At 34.6% G+C, this 20506-nt stretch carries 16 protein-coding genes; 12 read left to right on the plus strand and 4 right to left on the minus strand.

The window, feature by feature from the left end:
- Nucleotides 1-6: 6 nt before the first annotated feature.
- Nucleotides 7-1209, plus strand: coding sequence for a metallophosphoesterase (locus AC4BB5_RS02860; RefSeq protein ID WP_490457914.1), 1203 nt, complete (start codon nt 7-9; stop codon nt 1207-1209).
- Nucleotides 1210-1241: 32 nt separating this feature from the next.
- On the plus strand, nt 1242-2762 hold the full coding sequence (locus tag AC4BB5_RS02865; protein ID WP_490457915.1) for a bifunctional metallophosphatase/5'-nucleotidase: 1521 nt from the start codon (nt 1242-1244) through the stop codon (nt 2760-2762).
- 476 nt (nt 2763-3238) lie between these two features.
- On the opposite strand, the gene AC4BB5_RS02870 is transcribed toward AC4BB5_RS02865, so the two are convergent.
- Nucleotides 3239-3781 carry a LysM peptidoglycan-binding domain-containing protein gene (locus AC4BB5_RS02870; RefSeq protein WP_490457916.1) on the minus strand — a complete coding sequence of 181 codons (543 nt, stop codon included), beginning with the start codon at nt 3779-3781 and terminating at the stop codon, nt 3239-3241.
- Nucleotides 3782-4233: 452 nt separating this feature from the next.
- On the opposite strand from AC4BB5_RS02870, the gene AC4BB5_RS02875 reads away from it, so the two are divergent.
- From AC4BB5_RS02875 to AC4BB5_RS02920, 10 genes are all read left to right on the plus strand, one after another.
- Nucleotides 4234-5733, plus strand: a complete 1500-nt coding sequence (locus tag AC4BB5_RS02875) for a helix-turn-helix domain-containing protein (protein ID WP_490457917.1) — start codon at nt 4234-4236, stop codon at nt 5731-5733.
- Between the two features lie 446 nt (nt 5734-6179).
- Complete coding sequence (locus AC4BB5_RS02880; protein WP_490457918.1) at nt 6180-9032, plus strand: MucBP domain-containing protein; 2853 nt, start codon at nt 6180-6182, stop codon at nt 9030-9032.
- Nucleotides 9033-9049: 17 nt separating this feature from the next.
- Nucleotides 9050-9334 (plus strand): LPXTG cell wall anchor domain-containing protein, encoded by a 285-nt coding sequence (locus AC4BB5_RS02885; protein ID WP_490457919.1) that lies wholly within the window; start codon nt 9050-9052, stop codon nt 9332-9334.
- A gap of 61 nt (nt 9335-9395) precedes the next feature.
- Nucleotides 9396-10265, plus strand: coding sequence for a WxL domain-containing protein (locus AC4BB5_RS02890; RefSeq protein ID WP_490457920.1), 870 nt, complete (start codon nt 9396-9398; stop codon nt 10263-10265).
- 55 nt (nt 10266-10320) lie between these two features.
- The gene (locus AC4BB5_RS02895) at nt 10321-11145 is read left to right on the plus strand and encodes a WxL domain-containing protein (RefSeq protein WP_490457921.1); all 825 of its coding nucleotides are present in this window, start codon (nt 10321-10323) and stop codon (nt 11143-11145) included.
- Nucleotides 11146-11403: 258 nt separating this feature from the next.
- Entirely contained in the window at nt 11404-12486 is a 1083-nt protein-coding gene (locus AC4BB5_RS02900) for a WxLIP family cell surface protein (RefSeq protein ID WP_490457922.1), read from the plus strand.
- Nucleotides 12419-13114: a hypothetical protein gene (locus tag AC4BB5_RS02905; RefSeq protein ID WP_490457923.1), complete on the plus strand. Its 696-nt coding sequence runs from the start codon at nt 12419-12421 to the stop codon at nt 13112-13114. The genes AC4BB5_RS02900 and AC4BB5_RS02905 overlap by 68 nt, the downstream gene beginning before the upstream one ends.
- Nucleotides 13115-13396: 282 nt before the next feature.
- Entirely contained in the window at nt 13397-14170 is a 774-nt protein-coding gene (locus AC4BB5_RS02910; RefSeq protein ID WP_490457924.1) for a (S)-acetoin forming diacetyl reductase, read from the plus strand.
- 196 nt (nt 14171-14366) lie between these two features.
- Nucleotides 14367-15698 (plus strand): dihydrolipoyl dehydrogenase family protein, encoded by a 1332-nt coding sequence (locus AC4BB5_RS02915; protein WP_490457925.1) that lies wholly within the window; start codon nt 14367-14369, stop codon nt 15696-15698.
- A gap of 277 nt (nt 15699-15975) precedes the next feature.
- Entirely contained in the window at nt 15976-17232 is a 1257-nt protein-coding gene (locus AC4BB5_RS02920; RefSeq protein WP_490459019.1) for an MFS transporter, read from the plus strand.
- A gap of 79 nt (nt 17233-17311) precedes the next feature.
- Here the strand turns inward: AC4BB5_RS02920 and AC4BB5_RS02925 are convergent, their stop codons facing one another.
- From AC4BB5_RS02925 to AC4BB5_RS02935, 3 genes are read right to left on the minus strand one after another with little or no spacing between them, the layout of a single operon-like run.
- Nucleotides 17312-18481, minus strand: coding sequence for a hypothetical protein (locus AC4BB5_RS02925; protein WP_490457926.1), 1170 nt, complete (start codon nt 18479-18481; stop codon nt 17312-17314).
- 40 nt (nt 18482-18521) lie between these two features.
- Nucleotides 18522-19367 carry a YitT family protein gene (locus AC4BB5_RS02930; RefSeq protein ID WP_490457927.1) on the minus strand — a complete coding sequence of 282 codons (846 nt, stop codon included), beginning with the start codon at nt 19365-19367 and terminating at the stop codon, nt 18522-18524.
- On the minus strand, nt 19364-20503 hold the full coding sequence (locus AC4BB5_RS02935) for a M20/M25/M40 family metallo-hydrolase (RefSeq protein WP_490457928.1): 1140 nt from the start codon (nt 20501-20503) through the stop codon (nt 19364-19366). Before AC4BB5_RS02935 ends, AC4BB5_RS02930 begins: the two co-directional genes overlap by 4 nt.
- Nucleotides 20504-20506 lie beyond the last annotated feature (3 nt).

A 20506-nucleotide genomic window follows, 5' to 3' on the forward strand; every position in this document is an offset into this window, starting at 1 on the left:
AAAAAAATGGATGAATTAACGATATTAGGTACAACGGATGTCCATGGTTTTTTCACGGCAACTGCAAGCGAAGAGAATGGTATCTGTTCTCTTCCTGCAATTGTTGAAGATTACCATGAACCGATTTTGATCGACAATGGTGATTTTTTAGTAGGTAGTCCACAGACTACTTTTTTTAATACAACTACAGCAATCTCACCTTTGATTGAGCTTGCTAATAAAATTGGATTTGACGTAATGGTTCCAGGAAATCATGATTTTGATTATGGTATCGAATTTTTAAAACGTCAAGCTGCTGCATTTGAAGGACATTATCTGTGTGCTAATGTTTTGGATTTGGACGATGAATTGATTTTTGAACCATATACAATCATTGAACGTGGAGAACTCAAAGTCGGGGTAATTGGTGTGGTTACTAGCGCGATGGCGCAAATTTCGGATTACGAGCAAATCAAAGATCTTAAATTTATCAATGTGATGGATAGTTTAAAACAATGGGTCCCACTTGTCCGCGAGCAGGTCGATGTGTTGATTGTAAGTTATCATGGTGGAATTGAACGAGATATGATCACAGGGAATCCGACCCAGTATGATACTGGCGAAGATCAAACCTATCGAATCATTAGTGAAATTTCTGGAATTGATGGTGTGATTTGTGGTCATCAACATCGTGTCAATTCAGGAGTACTAAACAATACTGCGTTTGTACAGCCTGGGTATCGAGGGAATTACGTTGGTGAATTGACTTTTGCAATTCACGCAAATCAAGTAACTTCGAAAAAAGCACAATTACTAGAGACAAAACAATACTCCGCAGCTCGTTATCATTTATACAATAAAAATGAATATGAAAAGTGGTTAAGAAAAGATCTTGATATAAGTTTTTTTGATCAGTATTTAGCAAAAAAGGTCTCAAATACTTTTTATGCTGTGTCCCTCAAAGGGACAACAATTGGTGATTTTTTAACCAGTTTTATTCCACCTTATACGCTTTCGACCTATCATGTGTCGAAAAAAGAATTGAGCGAACTATTGTTAAGCAAAAAGGTTCAAGGGATAAAGTTAGAGAACGGCCAAATCCTACCTGATCAATCAGATTATCGTATAACTTCTAATGAGAAGCTGTTTCCAAGCTATCGTTTGGAAACGAACTATATATATAATGTTTTCGATGAATATATTGCTAGTGTATATAACTATCATGAATAATAAGTACTTATTTAGATTTGAGGTGAACTTAAATGGAACAACATATGAAAATTTACTATACATCCGATATCCACGGTTATCTATTCCCAACCAATTATGCTGATACAAGAGAAAAAAATCTAGGACTTTTAAAGTGCATTCCCAATTTTAAAAAAGATGAGAATACCTTGATTATAGATGGCGGAGATATGTTGCAAGGTTCAGCATTGGCAACTTATTGTCAAACGCATCCAGAAGAAGGTTTCCCTCAAGCAGAGGTATTGAATAGCGCTGGATATGATTTTGTAACATTGGGGAATCATGACGTCAATTATGGAACAAGTTATTTATATAAGTACTTAGAATCATTAGATGCTACATGTGTTTGCGAAAATCTATTGGATGCAAAGAGTGAAAAGAAAAAATATCCATGGGCGATCAAGACTTTAGCAAACGGTTTAAAAGTCGGTATAGTTGGTGTAGTGACAGACTACATCAACGTCTGGGAAAAATCAGAAAACATTAAAGATATTACAATATCTGATCCATTTATAGCAGCGAAGCAAGCGCTGGGGGAAATAAAGCCACAAGTTGATCTAACCATTTGTATTTATCACGGTGGGTTTGAAAGAGATGTGAAATCAGGGGAAATCTTATCTAAAACAAGTGAAAACATTGGGTATAAAATCTGTGAAGAGCTTGACTTTGACTTATTATTGACAGGACATCAGCATTTGTTGATTGAAGGCCAATTACTACATGGAACTTATATTGTACAGCCTTCATCAAACGGGTTAAATTATTTTGAAATCGATATTGAAAAAGAACAGAATAATTTAACAATAACATCTAATGTCGGTATGCCAGTTGGGGCGCCAGAGTCTAATTTAATTAACAAATTGAAGCCATTGGAAACGAAGGTACAAAATTGGTTGGACCAAACGATTGGAAAACTGGATAGTGATGCGCTAGCTGGTGATAAGTTGGATATGGCTCTATTTGGTAGCCCAGTTGTGGAATTGATTGGAGCAGTTCAGTTACAAGCAAGTAACGCACAAATTGCAGTGGTTTCCTTAGCTAACACCTCTCCTGGATTTCATAAAAATGTAACGATGCGGGATGTCATTGCAACATATCCATACACGAATCAGTTGATTACACTAAAAATCACTGGTGCTCAATTGAAACAGGTTGTAGATAAAAATGCAGATTATTTTCGTTTAAATGAACAAAATGAAGTGATTATTTCGCCAAGTTACTTGTATCCTAAAATTGAACATTATCATTTTGATTTTTTTGTAGGTATTGATTATACGATTGACCTTTGTCGAAAGGCAGGAAATCGTGTAATGGAATTGCGTTATAAAAATGAAAAAATTAAAGATACTGATGAATTTACGATTGCTTTAAGCGATTATCGTGCAAGTGGAGGCGGAGGTTTTCCAGTTTATAAGGAGTGTCCTGTGATCAATGAAGGGGCAGAAGAAATCGTTGAGTTGATTATCTCATTTATTCAGTCAAAAGATGAAGTTACAATTCCAAAAAACTTAAGCTTTAAAATAAATCATTATTAAACGTAAAAGTCTAATAATTTCTGACCACGACTAGACGTAGGAGTAAAGTCAACTACTTGTTTTATAGTAGTGTTGCTGCAATTTGAATCACATATAGAAAAAACCGCTCTATGGTTAAGGGCGGTTTTTTTTCATGTCTTGCTTAATTTCCTAAGCGCGTTAAGGTTCCTGAATATCTTACTCTATAAGTATTCATACCAACTTTGGAAATGAATGAAGGGTTAACGTACCCTGTATACATATAGTTTCGATAATATTCCGTGTGATATTTTCCTCTAATTTGACTAGGGCTTCCTGCTACAATAAATTGATCTTTATCATATCTAATAGTTCTTGGGGCAGAAGCGTATGAAGTGGCATAAGTGTTTATGGATAGAGAATAGTATAAAAATACAGAACAAAACGAGTAAAGTTTTGTTCTGTACTTTATGCTGTGTGTAATCATATCGATAAATGTATGTAGAGAAAATAGTTGCTTACTGTAATGATAATACTTGCCCGATATAAACGGTGGAATCAGTTAAATTATTTTTTAACATCAAATCTTGAAGAGATAGTTTGTTTTTTTCAGCAATCACCGAGAGAGTATCACCAGACTGAACAGTGTAGGTCGTTGCGGCAGGCACTACTGGTGGTTCCGTTGAGCGTTCAGTTTGTTGTTCAACAGCTTCTGATGAAGAGAGGGAAGGTTGGACTTGTTGATTGTTTCTTTCAGTAGTCGAACTTGATTCCTCTATTTTGCTCATTTGCGTAGAACTTTCTCTAACAGGAACGTTGTGTTCTGTATTATCGGTAACAGTAGATGGGTTACTTGCCTCTGATGGGGAGTCTAGCTGACTGACTAATTTTTCTATACTATTTAATTGTTTTTCTTGTTTTGAGCCAGCTTGAACGTTTAAAAAGAGCAAAAAGCCCAATGCTAGTGTATTTATAAACAACAATAAAATAACAATGAAAATGATGCTTTTTGATGCTGAAGCTGGACGTTGTTGCTTACGACGTGAGTATTCTTCTTCCAAAATAGTTTCACTCCTTTCATAACGGATTTACGATATAAATACTGTAAAACAAAGCATTACTAGTATATCACAATGTTCTGCTACTCTCAAAGAGGAAAATGAGAAGATAATGTTTTGCATAGGCTTCATAGTTACAGTTAAGCAATTATAAAAAAACATATTTTTGAAATAACCAAATCTTTTTTTTTATTTATCGGTAAATAATTCGCGTTGTTTTTTTTATTTTACATTATTTCTGTTGTTTTTATTCTAAATATTTTTAATTATATGTTTTTTGGGAGATGCAAGATATTTCAATTTAAAATTATTTGATTCTAAAAAATAGTAGAAAAAAATATTTTTTTCTAAAGTCTAGTGATTATTTTGTTTTTTAAATATATAATGTGTGAAGATCATTGGACGTGGAAAGCAGAATCAAGTAAGTTTATGTTACTAAGAGAGGTTGAGGTTATTTGAAGTTATTTATTAGTGATATAGATAATAGGAAAATAGAAGTATTAGCATATCTGATTAAAGAATTAAGAGAAGTAAAAATATCTGACCTAGTCATTGCAACAGGTTTCTCTGACAAAACAGTGAGGGGAATCGTACTATCTTTAAAAGATAATACATATCTCGATGAAACGAAAATGAGAGTTGATTATAATGAGAACGGTAAAATCAACTCAATAACTGTTTCTAATATTTCTTTAGCAGATGCAGCATTTTTTTACTTAGAAAAATCTGTCATTTACATTATGGTCAAAGAGCTATTTTTGCGTGGTTATCTGGATAGAAATAGAATTTGTAAAGCTCATTTTATCAGTGAGGCAACTTTTGTACGTTATAAAAGTCAATTGAAGAAAATTTTGAAAAGATTTGATTTTAAGTTATCTAAAGAGAATACTGTGATAGGTGAAGAGTATCGTATCCGTAATTTTTACTTTTTATTTTTTTCTTATGCGCACTCTAAGTGGTTCTTTTCAGAAGAAACCTATCGTGATATAGAACGCTCCTTAACAGAAGTTTTTTTTGATAAAATCCGTTTTGATCCTTCTAAAAAGAGTATGATCTGTCTATTACTATTTATTTGTAAAATTAGAAATAATCAAGGTTTTTATTTGAATCAAAAAACAACTATTCATTTTAAAAAGGGGAGTACTTATGAACGTATTTACAAAGGAATAGCTAGTTATATCGATACATATTGTCCATATTTTAAAAATAAAGAAGAGGAAATTCAGTTTTTCTTCTTTGTTTGTCTTCGTGGGCAACTGATTGTGCCGAATCTGTACTTGGAGGAAGAAATGAGTATTGGTGTCGACCATTTGGAAAACTTTAGTGAGACTAGGGAATATCTTACCCAAAGCATCCTCTCAGAATTTTTTGAAAATGATGATGAAAGACGTTCACTAATCGAGCAGGAGATGACAGTATTTTTATTATATGCCTATTTTAGTTTTATTGATGCTAGAAATTTTTTATATGTTTATGATGAAGAAAACTACTATTCTAGAACAAAATATGAAAAAGAGTTATTGGAAAAAGTCAAAAAAATTCTAGATCCAACGAAACAAGAAATTCCTAATAATCAGTTTTTCGAACGGTGGTTCTATGGGGAAAAAGGGGATGTATTGATAAATCAATTGTTTTTGTTGATATATAGCCTTATATCTAGAATGGAATTGGAGAATATTGTTGTAGTTCGTGTACATGTTCAAATTTCAAAAGTATATGTGGCGGATATTTTGAAAGCTAAGATCAAACAAGTATTTGCCGAAAATGTGGAAATCGTCAATTTCCATGATGAATCAACAGATTTGATTGTTTCTGATAAAAATTATTCTGACAAAGAAGAATATCCATTAAGGGTGTATGTACCAACGTTTTCTGATGCTCAATATTTTGATATCTTATGCGAAACAATATTGAAAGAAATAACAAAAAAAATAAGTCGAAACAAGTCATGGTAATAAATAGCTAGCGTAGTTATTTGAATAAAACTATCATAATATCATGCACTATTAAAAATAAAAATCATTATTTCCGTTACTTAGAGGAAATGATGATTTTTTTTTTACGCAAAAAAAGTGTATAACTAAAAAGAGAGAAAAAAGAAATATTTTTGTTTAAAAAAAGAGATTAAAAAAATTGAATTGTTATTAACGAGTGTTTCATTGTTAAGTAGAGCAGATTATAGTAAAAAACTACACATGTTTTGAAAAGATTTTGAACATATAAGTGCTGATATAACAACTAGCTGAACTGATTAATGAACGAAAGTTCGTAATTAAAGATGATGGTGTTATTACATAAAGATAGAATTGGCAAGAGATTTATTTTTTGTTTGTTAAAAATGAAATAGATCTATATAACCTGTACAGGTTATATAAGCATTAATAAGCAGAAGGGGGTTGGAATGATAAATACTGTAAATAAGAAGGGCAGAAAGGGTGTTTTACTGGCGATAATAGGCGTTGGATTTATTTTATTGACAAGTGCGTTAATATTGAAAAATATAACGCAAATCAAAGCAGAAAATACTCTTACTCCAATCGCTATTGAAAACGCGAACTATCAAAATTGGGAAGCTGCAGATTTGACGGTTGCCAAAGATGAAGTTAAGGTTTTTTTGGATAAACAAAGAGGAACGGACAAAAACAGACCGTACAAAAGCAATTCAGAATGGACAGAAGGATCATTGGCAGCATTAGATAAAGGATATCAGTTCAGTTTACTTGCTGAAACAGGTATTAGTTCAGATTTATCTCGTATGCTTTTAGTTGAGACAGTTCGAAAATTAGAAAAAATATCTAAAATTGATCAATATGATCCAATAATTAAATCGTTGAATAATTTTCCTAATGCTAAAGGGGAATACGAATTGGAGTATGATTTACCAACTGTTTTATCCTTACCAGAAGATGAGAAAGTCAAATATGATATTATGTTTGTTTTGGATTGGTCTGGTTCGATGAATGGTATGCTACAAGGATTACCTGGTTATCAGAGTGAAGGGATTCCAGCTTCTCAGCCACGGTTACATGCGAAACATATGATCACGACATTGTCTCAATTGGTGTTGAATAATTATGCTGGTAGTCGAGTTCGTTTATTTGGATTGAATTCTCCAAATCAAAATGGCGCTATCCATGTAAATTTAGATACTGGATTTATAGGGAACAGTCCTGGTTGGGAAAGCATAATCAAAAATGCTTATAACATACCTGTTGATAATAGTGAGGATAATCAAGTAGGAAATCTAAAATATGTTGTTCCTATTATGAAAGCAGAGCGGGATCCGGAGGCGGTTCCAGTAATTGTGTATCTGACCGACTTTCAATTAGCAGCTACAGGATATCCAGCAAATAGTACAGTCAATAATCCCGTAATAGATTATCGAAACATACTGACCGATTTTGCATCATTTAGTCCAGTTGGTGAACGAGGACCAATTTATCTCGCCGTGAGGTACGATCATAATGGAAATTACAACCCGATTACCAAAAAAGCGCGTTGGGCAGGTGGACCTGTTGAAGTTTGGGGGGAAGCGATGGGGTATACATATGATATGTTGCAAGACGATGTGGTGAAAGGTAGAAAAAATTGGAATTGGTTAGCAGTAACCGCCACCGGCAGGACTGAGCCTAAACCAACACCTCCTTCAAATGCAGCTACGATAACAGAAGATTTTATCGCAATGTTTACACAAGCATTACCAATTAACCCATCAAGAGCTTATAAAGCTGAGTTGCACCTTCAGGAATTTTCATACATTGAGGACTCTCATCAATCTGCAGGAGGCTCAACGATTTCTTTACCCACTAAAAAAGAACTAATTATAGCGAATGCCAACAATAAAGACAATGATATTGCTGATTTAGGTTCGTTTAAAATAACTTTTACGGACATTGGAACATCTGTCATGGGGACAACCAGTCCTTTAGGAAGTGTAACAAACGGGGTGAAATTTGCAGCTCCTGAATATAATGAAAATAATAGAACCTTTAAATTGCTGCCTAACCTGTTTCAACCATTTACAGAAAGTGCTGTTGAAGTATACCTGTACAAAGGAACAGGTGCTGTAACTGATCCGTTAAACTATGAATTGAAAGATACAATTGTAGGTTCAAATTATAAAATGTATAGCGGGAAAAATAACTATTCTTTAAAAGATGAACGTTTATCTTCTATTAGATATGGGAAAACGATAACTAAAGAAGAGGCATTAGAAATCATTAAAGAACAATTTGGATCGGAAAAATATCAGAAATTTGATTTTAATGGAACAAGTGGTAATTTAACTGAGAAAAGCAAACAAATGACATTTGATGCTAGTAAGAATGTGTACAAAGTTTATGCAGAGCCTAATGAATCTAATATTGTTATTCAATACTATGATGAAGCAACAAATCAAAAGATTAAAACGGACAAAACATTGACAGGTGTCATAGGAACTACGTATCAAATTGACCCACTATCAGATGAGATTATCTCTGATTTTGATTATGTCCGTTTCGAAGGTGCTCCATTGATAGGCAACTATATAAAAGCAACTCAAACAATCAAGTTGTTTTATCGTAGAAGTGAAGTAGAATTGAACATTTACTTTAAAGATGAGGACGGTAATGATATTGAACCTGCTGTCACATTATTAAAAAAACCAAAACAAGTTGTTGATTTAACCTCGGAATTAGATGTTTCAAAAGTTATTAAAGCGATAACTAATGATCTCTATGAATTGTTGACCCCGCCTGCTGACGAGAAAGCAGTTGAAATACTTGTAGGTGATAATGAAAGAACATATGTCTTTAAAGGACAAGTAGTCCTAGGAGCAACAAATGAAATGATTTTTAAGACGGGAATTATTCAATCTGAAGATCAGTTATTAGAATATGCTTCCACAGAACCATTTAAGCTGAATATTGCAGATAAACGAGGGCAAAAGGCGCCTAATGAGGGGTATAAACGAGGGCAATTTACTATAAATGGTTCCTTGTCTAAACCATTTAAACATGTAAAAAATGGTAGCACCTTAAAAGATGCTCAAATCATTTACAATAATGGTACATCGGATAAAATCATATCAGATGCGAATGGTACAACAATCTATAATAATCAAATAGCAAGGCCACAAACCAATTATGAACTAGAATTGGCGAATCAAACCGATAAAAAAACTGGCTTGAAATTGCTTGTTCCTAAAGGCAGTGGAGCAATTAAAGGAAGCTATCAAGCTGAAATCACTTGGGAATTAGTTCATGAACCATAGGACAAGGGGATCAAGAAATGAAAAAGAACATTATTCGTTTACTGTTTCTAATGCTGTTTAGTGTGTTCATTGCAAATGGTGTGACTGCCCAAGCAAGTGGAAAAACAGGTGGAGAAATAGGGTTTATTGATGGAACTAAGCCAACACTAAAACAGCCAAAACCAACTACATCCAAAGAGTTAGCAAAGAAAAGTAGCGGTCTTTTACCGAAAACTGGAGAAGAGTTCTTGATGTATTTAACCATTATTGGGCTATTCTCGTTAACAGTCACTGGAGTTGTAATGGTAAAGAGAAAAAAATAAACAGGGTTGCTCGTAGACGACACGTCTAGTTTAACAATAAAGCAAGGAAAGAGGAATAAAAATGAAGAAAAAAATAGTAGCAAGTCTATTATTAAGTAGTATGTTGTTATCAGTAGGTGCGCAAGTTGCTACTGCTGAAAATTTGGAAACTGCTAAAACGATAGGAGAAGTTGGTTTTATTCATGGTGAAAAACCAGAGCCGACAAAACCAGAAGAAGGTCCTAAAGACGGAGAAGATCTTGAAGAAGACAAAGATGATAAAGGTGATCCTAAACCGTTACCGAATAATAACGGAATCTACGTTACACACCTACCTAATTTTTTCTTTGGAACAGATAATAAAACAAGTACTAAAACAACCGAGTATCCAGCGTACACAGAAAAACGTACATTGAAAAGTGATGGATCAGGGGAAGAAAATTATTTTCATATGCCTCATTCTGTTCAAGTAAGTGATGTTTCCGGTAATGAAAAAGCGACTTGGAATTTATCCGTTGTGCAAGATACACCCTTTACATCTGAAGATGCGTCAAAACTAACAAACACTCGTATTCGCATTTTTGGTAATACCTTCACCAATTCATTACATGATAGCGCAGCTCTAGCTGGAAAAATTACAGGTGTAGGTCTGGATACAGCAGATACAACGTTTGGAAATCATTCAGCTATTCCCGTAGCTGGAGGTACAGAAGGTGAATTAACTGTATTGAAAAATTCAGCAGAAGGTTTCACGAATGCATCAACTACTTCGGCTATTTTTAATAATGATTATGTAGCTTCAGACTATAATCCAACAAAAACCAAAGAAACAGCAACTTACGAAGGCGTAAAATTAAATGTTCCAGCGAGTGATCAAGCCAAAGCTAAAAACTATAAAACACAATTGACTTGGACGTTAACCGTTGAACCAGGAGTACCATCAGAAGAGTAAGATTATCATAAAATGGGATTTTACTTACTTTGTTTTTTAATCAAGGAGGAAAAAAATGAAAAAATCAATGATATATAACGGAATTTGGGCGATTGCATTAACAAGTTTATTTGCACTAGCACAAACAGCATCAGCAGCACCAGAAACAAATTCTGCTAAGACAGATGGAAAAGCAAATTTTGAAGTACCAAGCACTATTCAAGACCCTATCAAGCCAGGAACCGATGAAGAGATTGAGATCATTGGCGAAAAAACGCAAGTAAAAGGGGTACAGTTATTACATGCGCCGACCTTTGACTTTGGAACAAATGAATTGAAATCAAAAGGGGATGACCTAGATGTTATCCATGAATCGTTTGAATATAAAAATACGCCAGGAACTAAATATGCAGTACCTTTATTCGTTCAAGTAGGTGATTTTTCAGGACAACGTCAAACAAATTGGCATGTATCAGTTAGCCAAGATGGAACTTTCAAAGAAAGTGTAAACAATCATGAATTAACAAATTCACGTATCCGTATTTTTAATCAATCTTTTACAAACAATTTAAATGATGCAAATGCCAGTAATATGGTGACTGGGGTAACTATTCCAGAAAATGGTCACGCAGTGATTCCTGTAGTGGGTGATACACCAGATACATTAAGTGTTCTTTCTTCAAAACTGTTAGATACAGATGAAGGAACAACAAATGGATCAATTTCATCAGTTATTTTCAAAAACAATTATGATGAAAGTCACTATGGCTCAAAAGCAACGTCGGCACCAGCTTTAGATGCAAGATACGATGACGTACAATTAAATGTTCCAGCATCAGATAAAGCACAAGCTAAAGCTTATTCAACAAAACTTACATGGTCACTAACTGTTGAGCCATAAAAGAGAGTAATAAATAGAGGGAATAAATAGTGGTTCAAAAGCTGTCGAAGCTTCGATTACAAAAATAATCATTTGGTTCTCGTAGTTAACAGAGTTTGTACCACTTTTTCATTTGTAAACTATGCAACAGAGAGGAAAGTAATAATGCTAAAAATACATATTTCTTTATTGAAGAAAAGCTTTTTTTTATTTTGTCTACTAATTGTGGCTAGCCTTTTTTCTCCGGTGAGTGTCCAGGCCGAAGGAGAAGAATCTAATTTGTCTGTTAAAGCAGAAATGCCGGAAAATCAGCTGACAAAAGACGCAGGATATTATGATTTAGATGTAAAACCAGGTCAGACGCAGGAGTTAATTTTGAAAGTCTATAATATGAGTGAAAAAGAAACAACTGCGAAAATTGAAATAAATCCTGCTTATACAGGTGCGAGTGGATCGTTTGTCTATTCTTTGGATGCGTCTAAACGGGATGAAAGTATGAAGTTACCTTTGTCAGATATTGCAAAAACGGATGAGTTTGTAAGTATACCTGCAAAAAGTGAAGCAGATATTAAAATCAATTTGACTATTCCAACAACCCCGTTCGATGGGATTATATTTGGAGGCATTAGGGTGACCGATGCGGAAGAAGAGAAAAAAGGTGATGCTCAAGATGATAAAGGAGACGGTGGTTTCAGTATCTCAAACAAATATGCATATACGATTGCATTAAGATTGAGAGAAAGTGAAAAGCTTCCAAAATCAGATTTGAAAGTAAAGAAAGTTTCTGCCTCTCAAGTAGTAGGAAGAAATGCAGTGAAAGTCAATTTACAAAATCCGACACCGACTATTATTGATAAAGTAACATATGATGCAAAAATCATGAAAAAAAATAGCACAGAAGTACTTCATGAACATAAGGTCAACGACTACCGAATAGCGCCTAATACCAACTTCGATTATCCGATTTCATGGGGAAATAAACCTTTTGAAGCGGGAGGCTATCAACTAGAAATGACTGCAAAATCAGAAGTCACAGGTCAAAGTTGGGAATTTAAGCAAGAGTTTACGATCAGTGAAAAAGAAGCAAGAGAATTGAATGAAAAAGCGGTTGACTTAGAAAAAGATTATATGAAATACATTATTTATGGTGTGATTGGGGTTATTATTTTATTGATTACAATCATTATCCTACTAATTGTTTCATCAAGAAAAAGAAAGAAAAAACAACGTCGAAAAAAAGAAAACGGGAATGTAAAACGCAAAACACCTAACCTTAAAAGAAAGGAACCAAGAAATGGATCCGGTAAACCCAAACGAAAATCAACTAGCCAATCTTCACAATCCAGCAAAAAACGAGACTAGTAGTATAAAAGAAGCTAAAAGCAAATCGGATACTGATCAAGAGAACGAACGGAGTTTGGAAGGCGAGTCATTTGAAGAGGTGACTGTAAGATCACGACTTTTTTATCTATCACTTACTTTATTAGGTATACTTGTTGCTTTTATTGCTGTTGGATATTATTTGACCTACCCATTATCATCTAAAATTAGTGGAACCTGGGAAAATACTGGTATGGGAATGGTTTTGTCAAGTAAAGGTGATTCTTGGTCTGCTGAAATTGCAAGCTATCAAGGAGTATCTGGTTATACACTTGTTTATACTGGGAAATGGAAAGCTGCGGGAGTGAACATTTACGATGGAAAACAAACGAAAGTACAGGTTCACTTGGATAAACAAAAAATTCCTGCAGAAGATATCAGTAAATTACAGCAAGAAAATCCTCTCTATAAAAAAATTGCTGACGACAAAAAACAATTGAAACTAGAATACACAGAGGCAGGAATGAAGAAACTATTCAATAAAAATTCGATTGATAGCTATTTTCACTTCTCACTTGAGCCCATCACTTTACAGAAAAGTAAAAGAATTTTATATCTAAATCATTCTTACTTTTCAAATGAAAGACTTCCTTTTACAACAGTTGATTAAAGCAAAAACATTGAATGACTACAGGAACTTGTCCTTTTGGTTATTCAATGTTTTTGTTGAAATAAGCGGATGGTTTGATGGTTATCAAAAAGTTATAAATAGAGGTAAGGGTTATGAAGTCATTTAGTGAAGCCAATATGGTCGCTAAATGATCTTTTTTGCATAAAAAATTGCTCTATGAAAACAAACAGCACTTTTTACTTTTTGTTCTTTTGTCTGTAGACTTATTATGAAGTTTGATAAATCATCAAAAACGAATGTTAAACTCAAGGAGGATCTGATATGACTCAAAAAGTAGCTTTGATCACTGGAGGTAGCCGTGGAATCGGATTAGCTGTTGCAAAAAGATTGATTGAAGATGGATTTAAGGTAAGTATTGTTGGTCGTAATCTGCAACATTTAAACGAAGCCATCGAAAAACTGGATACTGACTCAGATCAATTATTGACGATTCAAGCAGATGTAGCTAAACGGGAAGAAGTCTTTTCAGCTGTAGAAAAGACAGTAGAAGTATTTGGTGATTTTGATGTTATCATAAATAATGCTGGTATTGGACCAATTACACCAATCGATACAATCACACAAGAACAGTTCGATGAAGTCTTTAGAGTAAATGTGGGGGGTGTTTTGTGGGGAATTCAAGCTGCTCATGAAGTTTGGAAAAAATTAGGGCATGGCGGTAAGGTCATTAATGCTACTTCACAAGCTGGCGTAGTTGGAAATCCTAATTTAAGTGTTTATAGTGGAACAAAATTTGCGATTCGTGGTATCACACAAACAGCTGCAAGAGATCTTGCTGATGAAGGGATTACAGTCAATGCTTATGCACCAGGGATCGTTCGGACAGAAATGATGTTGGATATTGCTCATGATGTTGGTGAAAATGCAGGGAAAAATGATGAATGGGGAATGCAGCAGTTCGCCAAGGATATCACGTTAAGACGATTATCTGAACCCGAAGAAGTGGCAAATGTCGTATCTTTTTTGGCGGGGAAAGACTCGGATTATATTACAGGTCAAACGATTATTGTTGATGGTGGGATGCAGTTTCATTAAAACCACAAGAGGTTCCATGTTAATAAAGAATGTGGAAAAACTTGAAGATAAATATACTTCAGGTTTTTTTTACAAATGTTGAAGCGGCAATCCGATGTATTATTTCTAAACCCTTGTTATAATAAATCTGTATTGTGCTATGAGATCCATAATTAATAAAACCTCACCAAGTTGAAAAGTAAAGGAGGATGTTACAGTGGAGAAGTATGATGTGATCATTATTGGGAGTGGGCCTGGCGGGATGGCAGCGGCATATGACTTAGCTGCCAATGGAACAAAAGTTGCCGTAGTGGAAAAAGATCTTTGGGGTGGGACATGCCCTAATCGAGGGTGTGATCCTAAAAAAGTTCTTTATGGTGCAGTGGAAGCTAGGGATAATCTATTACAATTGAAGCACATAGGGTTTGATGCAGTCCCAGAAATAAATTGGGGTGACTTAATGGCTTTTAAAGAGGAGTTTACCAAACCAGTACCGATTGAACAAAAAACAGGATTAACGAGTGCAGGAGTTCAGACTATTATCGGAAAAGCTAGGTTTAAAGACAAACATACGATCACAGTAGCTCATCAAGATTATTGGTCTGACAAATTTATTTTAGCTACAGGTCAAAGACCAGCAATTTTAGATATTCCTGGGAAAGAACATTTTGGTACGAGTACTGATTTTCTAAATATGAAGGAATTGCCTAAAAAAATCGTATTTGTTGGTGGTGGGTACATTTCTCTTGAACTTGCTAATATTGCTAACAGTTGTGGTAGTGAGGTTCATTTATTACATCATAATAAAAGACCATTGAAAGGATTTGACGATGAGTTCACTAAAGCGTTAATTGAAAATCTTAAAGTTAGAGGCATTCATTTTCATTTTAATGAATCTGCTGAATCGATTACCCAAGTGAACGGACAGTTTGAGGTTTCTTTGACTAGTCAAGGGAGCGTATTGGTAGACCGAGTATTCTGTGCAACTGGTCGGATTCCTAATGTTGAAGATCTAAATTTGGAAAAAATAGGTGTTGGTTTTACGCCCAAAGGTATTAGTGTAAATGAATACTTACAAACATCAATAGAAAATATTTACGCACTCGGAGATTGCATCCAAAAAGATAAACCGAAGTTAACCCCCGTTTCTAGTTTTGAAGGAAAATATCTTGCCAAACTTTTTAATGAAAAATCGCAGATCAGCATTAAATATCCTGCTTTACCTACGATTATTTTTAGCTCACCTAAACTGGCTCAAGTTGGTTTAACAGATGAGGATAATTTGGAAAGTGGAAAGTATAAAGTTCAAGATCTAGATTTAACACATTGGTTTACATATAAACGTGTCAATGAAACCTTAGTGAGAGCGAAAGTCATTACTGAAAAAGAATCGGGTCTACTAGTTGGAGCAACAGTTATAGGAAATGAGGCAGATGAACTCATCAATTTATTTACCCTGATGATCAACCAAAAAGTACTCTCGGAACAAGTCAGCGAAATGATTATGTTGTATCCAACTGTCTCTAGCGATTTGAGTTATCTTTATTAAAAGATAAGCTGTAAACGAATGAAAAAAATTCGTTTGCAGCTTATTTTAATTATTTAGAATGAAAAAAATAAACTGTTGACTTGTAACGAGGTGTAAGTAATAATAGGATAATTACTTTAAAAGTATAGGAAGCTGTTTATAACAAACAATTTATAAATTTCATTTATTGATTACATAAAAATAAAGCATTAGATATTATAGACGATTCTTCTTAAACTATATATAGTGAAATACTGAGCAAGTTTAAACTTAAACAGCTAGGAGAATGGCAATGGAAATGGAAACAACGAAAAAAAAATACACCTCTTTGATCGGCTCTTTATATACGAATTTTATTTTTCAAGGTATGGCGGCAATCATTTTATCTCAAAACCTTAATGCCTTAATGGACAACTGGCAAGCTACTGTACAACAGGTGACTTTAGTTATTAGTGGCATTGGTTTGGGACGAGTGCTGATTTTGTACTTTGCTGGTTATTTTTCAGATAAGTTTGGCCGTAAAAAAACGGTACAACTAGGAATCATTAGCTATTTAATTTTTTTCTTAGGAATCTTGGTTAGTCAAAATTACATGCAAGGTCTCTTTTTTGCTCTGTTTGCTGGCTTTAGTAATGCTTTTTTGGATACAAGTACTTATCCAACCCTAATGGAAGCTTATCCAAACGAAAAAGATAATAGCTCTCTTAGCGTACTGAATAAAGCCTTTATTTCTTTAGGACAATTTATTTTACCTTTGCTGACACGGTTTATGTTAAACCATGGGATTTATTACGGGCTTGTTTTTATCGGTTGTGCTGTAGGTTTATTTCTTAATTTACTGTACATTTCTAAACTTAGATTTCCAGAAAGAGTGCAAGTAAAGGAGTGTATAACACACGTAGACAAAGATGAGGTGGATGATCAGGCGAAACGACCGCTATTTAAAGTTGAAGGGCTGGCATTATTAGTTTTTAGCTTTACTTGTGTCTCCACGTTTAATATTTTTATTTTATGGGTTCCGTCTTTTGCAGAATCATTAAATCTTATGAATCATTCAAATAGTCTGGTTTTGGTTAGTGCATATAGTATTGGTTCATTTGCATCCGTGTTTTTAACGTCATTGATTGTAAAACGAGGGGTTGCGCCGACGTTATTACTTGTTTGGTGTACGTTTGTTTCATTGCTTTTACTGATTGGAATGACATTGTTTCCAAGTGTACCGATGTTTTTAATTGGGTCGATCGGTATCGGAGTTTTTGCGGCTGGAGGAATTTGGCAATTAGGCTTAGCAGTGTTATTGGAGTTGTTTTCAAATGGAAAGGGTCGGATCACGAGTTATTATTCCATTGCAACATCCGTTTCGGTGATGGTTATTCCTTTTATTACTGGACAATTAGAAAAGGTCAATGTTTCACTGATTTTTGGATTGAACATCATTTTGACTACTATCGGTGTAGTAGCAGCAGTGATTATTCGATATCGTTATAAAAAGGTGATGAATGGATGGGAAAAAAGCAATAAAGGAATTGTTGAGTTAAAAGAAATTATTGACTAATAGATGATATAGAAGAACAAAGAAAAAGTATGTCCAATTCTATACAGGGCATACTTTTTTCTTTGTTTAGTTTTTAACGCTAACCAATCAAATTAACTAAAATCCCAGTTATAAAAACAGATGTGATCGTTACTGTAGAAAAACCTGCAATCACCATCTTAGGTAGAATCTGACCTTCAATCAATGCGATTTCCTCAGGGGTTCCATTCACACTTTTTGCAGCTTCTTGGCTGAGAATCATTGTACCTGGAAAGCCATATAGTGAAGTCAAACCAATCGCAATAGACATTGATAAGCTATACCCCAGAAACTTACCAGCAATAGCGGAAAATAAAATATTTCCTGTAACACCAACTAAAAATGAAAGTGTTAATGGTAGAATCAATTCGATCAAATCATGAATAGAAATAGTCGCTAAAGGACCAAAAATAATAATTAAAATAGCCAACATCATCAATCCGTACGCATCAATGCCATTCAAAATATTTGGTTTAAAAAGATTCAGCTCTCTCAACGCAATCCCAAATAATAAACAGAGAATAAAGGTATTGATCATGCCATTCGTCAAGTTATTAACGAATGTAGCTAGTAACACAGTTACTCCAACGATAAATAATGTACCAGCTGTTGTTTGGAAAAGTTCAGGAAGCCGAGTTTTCTTCTCTTCTTTGTCCTCTATTTTTTCAGCATTAGTAAAAACATCCGGATTTCTTTGATATTCCTGATGTAAGCGATTGGCTTCTTTTCTTAGAATCAATGAGGTTAAAGGGAATCCAATCAATCCTTGAAATGCAGAAATCAAAACGGGTAAAACAGCCACTGATACTAAACCTGCAGCTATTGCTGCATCTTGAACCATGATGATCGAAATTGTACCACCAGAGATTGCACCAATCGCTGCAATCGCATAACTCTGACTTTCAAATAAAGGTCCAACAAGAAGTAAAGCTGCAACGATTCCTAATGTTGCGGCGACGCCAATCAAAAAAGTCCGCCACTGTTGTTTAAATTCTTTTAAGCTGATCGTTGTTCCTAGATGGACTAAGATAAACCCAACAACAGTTGTTCCTAAGGCCAATAACGATGAACTAGTAAGTAAATCTTCTGGAAATAGATTTGTCTTAAATCCAATCAAAAAGATCAACGAGGCAATTAGTAGAGTTGAAAGTAGTGACTTTGTTTTTTTAGAAATATAATCACTGATTGTCCAAACAAGCATAATAATTGTAAAAGCTAACACAGAATTCATAATTTTCTCTCTCCTTTTTCTGATAATTTTTTAGAATAGATCACTGAATAGGGTGATAAGTAAAGCCTAAACCATGAACTTCAGCGACATTTGAAACAATGACAAATGACTTTGGATCAATTTGATCAATAATCCGCATGACTGCTGGATATTCATTGTTGGAACTAACGATCATCAACATTTGATTTTCTTGCTCGGTTTTACCACCAGTAACATTGAAGAGTGTGACACCACGATTAACGGTTTGCAGTAGTTCTGTTTTGATCTCATTTGTTTTATTTTGGCTGAAAATCAAAATAGATTTTCTTCGTTTGACGCCAGTTTCAATATACGTCATGACGATTGACGTGATAATGATTGATAATATAGCAAATAGAAACGATTCAATACCGAAGATGAAAACATTTAGTAAGACAATAAAAGCATCGGTTATTAATAGACCTGTTGAAGTATTAATGTGCCAATATTTTTGTAAAATAAGTGGAGGAATCGTAGTTCCGCCGCTAGAAGCACCAATTTTATATAGAATTGCCACACCAATTCCAAAAATGGCACTGCCAAAAACAACTGATAATAAACGATCTGAGGTAACCATTATTTCAGGAACAACTGCTAAAAATAGTGGGAATAACAAGCTACCGAATAGTGTATTGAAGAATACTTTTTTACCTAAAAAGATGATTGTTAAAAGAAGCATCAAACAATTTAAAGCCAGTACGATGAGCGATCGATCAATTGAAAAAGCAGCTTCTGCCAAAATACCTAATCCACTTACGCCGCCGGCTGCTATATGGTGAGGACCTAAAAACATATTGATTGAGATACTCAGCAGTAAGACTGCAAGGATAATTAGAATGATATTTTGGCTTTTTCTTAGCATAGTCATCTTACAGACCTTCTTGAAGGATCGACGTTCGGTAGTTCATCGAGAATAGCTAAAGCTAATTCAACTGATTTTAGCATTTCAGCAATCGGGATGTATTCGTTGACAGTGTGGATCTCTTCATATCCAATAGATAGATTCATTGTCGGCTTACCGTATGCGTTGAAGATATTGGCATCACTGCCGCCGCCACTAATTTCGGAAGTAAAGGTCCTACTGATTTTACTTGTTGCAGCTTTAGCAATTTTTACAGGATCACAATTATCAGTTAAATGAAAACCTGTTGCCTTTTGATCAATGGAAATGGTAAAATCACCTCCATATTGGATTGAAGCCTGTTGAAATGCTTGTTCTAGTGAAGCAAGAAAGTCACGTGCTTTTTCATCTGAGATGGATCGCACTTCGCCTTTGATTGTCAAATGTTCCATCACTACATTGACACCAGCACCGCCGGAAATTTTTCCGATGTTTGAAGTGGTATGTTCATCAAGTCTGCCGAATGGAATTGTTTCAAGTGCTGCTTGAGTAATCGTAAAGGCTGAAATCCCTTTTTCTGGTTCTAAACCGGCGTGTGCTGCTTTTCCAGTCACTTCAATGTCGAACATGTACAGGAAAGGACTTGCGACAATTCCGTTTCCAACTAGACCGGAATTATCAAATACGTATCCAAATGTCGAATCGATCAATGACATATCTAGGGCGGCTGCGCCGATCAACCCTATTTCTTCACCAGGAGAAAAAACTAACTCGATTGGACCTGTCTCAATATTATTTTCTAAAATGGTCTCTATCATCTCCAAAAGAATCGCTATGCCAGCTTTATTGTCTGCAGCTAAAATCGTATCCCCTTTAGAATAAAGAATATCGTTCTTATTGATTACTTCAATGTCTTCACCAGGCTCTACAGTATCCACATGACAAGAGAAAAAGATTGGTTCTTTAGGCAAGTTTCCAGTATACTTAGCAATTAAATTATTTGCCCCAAGTTTTGTTGTCTTCATGGAATCATCTTCATAGATCGTTAAGCCTAATGCTGTCAATTTATCTTTTAATAATCTGACAAAAGCTCCTTCTTGACGAGAAACCGAAGCTACTTTTACCAACTCTGTAAATGTGTGAACTAATCTTTTCTTATTCATCTG

The organism is Enterococcus sp. AMC1252, assembly GCF_058216515.1.

Coding starts and splice junctions, on each gene's coding strand:
- AC4BB5_RS02910 (WP_490457924.1), top strand. CDS start 13,397: ATGACTCAAAAAGTAGCTTTGATCACTGGAGGTAGCCGTGGAATCGGA.
- AC4BB5_RS02880 (WP_490457918.1), top strand. CDS start 6,180: ATGATAAATACTGTAAATAAGAAGGGCAGAAAGGGTGTTTTACTGGCG.
- AC4BB5_RS02860 (WP_490457914.1), top strand. CDS start 7: ATGGATGAATTAACGATATTAGGTACAACGGATGTCCATGGTTTTTTC.
- AC4BB5_RS02865 (WP_490457915.1), top strand. CDS start 1,242: ATGGAACAACATATGAAAATTTACTATACATCCGATATCCACGGTTAT.
- AC4BB5_RS02930 (WP_490457927.1), bottom strand. CDS start 19,367: ATGACTATGCTAAGAAAAAGCCAAAATATCATTCTAATTATCCTTGCA.
- AC4BB5_RS02890 (WP_490457920.1), top strand. CDS start 9,396: ATGAAGAAAAAAATAGTAGCAAGTCTATTATTAAGTAGTATGTTGTTA.
- AC4BB5_RS02905 (WP_490457923.1), top strand. CDS start 12,419: ATGGATCCGGTAAACCCAAACGAAAATCAACTAGCCAATCTTCACAAT.
- AC4BB5_RS02920 (WP_490459019.1), top strand. CDS start 15,976: ATGGAAACAACGAAAAAAAAATACACCTCTTTGATCGGCTCTTTATAT.
- AC4BB5_RS02935 (WP_490457928.1), bottom strand. CDS start 20,503: ATGAATAAGAAAAGATTAGTTCACACATTTACAGAGTTGGTAAAAGTA.
- AC4BB5_RS02925 (WP_490457926.1), bottom strand. CDS start 18,481: ATGAATTCTGTGTTAGCTTTTACAATTATTATGCTTGTTTGGACAATC.
- AC4BB5_RS02895 (WP_490457921.1), top strand. CDS start 10,321: ATGAAAAAATCAATGATATATAACGGAATTTGGGCGATTGCATTAACA.
- AC4BB5_RS02885 (WP_490457919.1), top strand. CDS start 9,050: ATGAAAAAGAACATTATTCGTTTACTGTTTCTAATGCTGTTTAGTGTG.